This is a genomic window from Pseudoalteromonas sp. NBT06-2 (genome assembly GCF_002276045.1).
GTDB lineage: Bacteria > Pseudomonadota > Gammaproteobacteria > Enterobacterales > Alteromonadaceae > Pseudoalteromonas.
This window is the reverse complement of record NZ_NQMR01000385.1, coordinates 1-884: the sequence shown is the minus strand read 5'-3', so window position 1 is coordinate 884 and position 884 is coordinate 1. Positions and strand designations below refer to the sequence as shown.

The 884-nt window shown below is 30.0% G+C and carries 2 protein-coding genes; one reads left to right on the top strand and one right to left on the bottom strand.

Annotated features, from left to right (window positions below; translation table 11 throughout):
• Positions 1 to 311: helix-turn-helix domain-containing protein (locus CJF42_RS26220; RefSeq protein WP_170940794.1), on the bottom strand; the 311-nt coding region annotated here is incomplete at its 3' end.
• A 247-nt stretch (positions 312 to 558) separates the two neighbouring features.
• Between CJF42_RS26220 and CJF42_RS26215 the strand changes: the two genes are divergently transcribed.
• On the top strand, positions 559 to 873 hold the full coding sequence (locus CJF42_RS26215; RefSeq protein WP_095369401.1) for a hypothetical protein: 315 nt from the start codon (positions 559 to 561) through the stop codon (positions 871 to 873).
• Positions 874 to 884 lie beyond the last annotated feature (11 nt).

The following is an 884-nucleotide window of genomic DNA, read 5'->3' as shown; positions in this document are numbered from 1 at the left end:
TCTTTAAGTACTTTATCAACCATGGTATTAACTGCTAATAAATCTTTAGCAGTTAACCCTTTCGGCTGAGAAATAACTGTATTAGGTAACGATTGTGGTCTTTTATTTTCTGAATTATCAAGCTTTATACCAAAAATGTTATCCGTAGAGACAGAGTATTTAGCACAAGTTTTAACAATGGCAGCATATGGCAAAGCCTTTTTACTTCTACTCATTGATATACCAGAAGTAGATAATCCTAATTTATCTGATAAAGCTCTGTCACTTTTAACATTAAATTCTTGTTTTAGGCGTTCTAAAACAATATCCAAGTCCACGCTCTCAATAATAGTGTTAATCATATTTAACAGTCAACCAATTTATTTGCCAAAAAGTATTTAACTTTTCGTATTGACACACAATAAATTGTGCATTAGTGTTTGTATAGAACTATCGCACAATTTATTTTGCATTTTAATTTATGTAAAACATTTTACATATTCATAAGTTTACCGCTGATATGTAATAACTATCAACGAAAACATATTAACCAAACTATTTATACAGGAATAATTTTTGATGAATTGTACAGAATTAGAATTTGAAAAGATAAAACAACAGCTTAAAAATAGAGACATTCTATTAACTGATATTGCATCAGCATTAAACTTGAGTACTTCACATGTAACGTTAGTTGCTAAAGGCGGCTCAACATCGAAGGTAGTCGCAAAAGCAATATCAAACTGTTTAGGCTTACCTATTGAGCAAGTATTTGGTGAAAAATATAATGATGTTAATAAGCGAGGACCAAAAGATCGTTCAAAAAGAAGACAAGAAATAAAAAAAGCCATAATAAATAACCAAACAGTGCCACATAAAGAAAGCATGGCCTAAATCAAATAAAG

Excerpts from the sequence above, each read along its gene's own strand:
- CJF42_RS26215 (WP_095369401.1), top strand. The coding sequence starts at position 559 with ATGAATTGTACAGAATTAGAATTTGAAAAGATAAAACAACAGCTTAAA.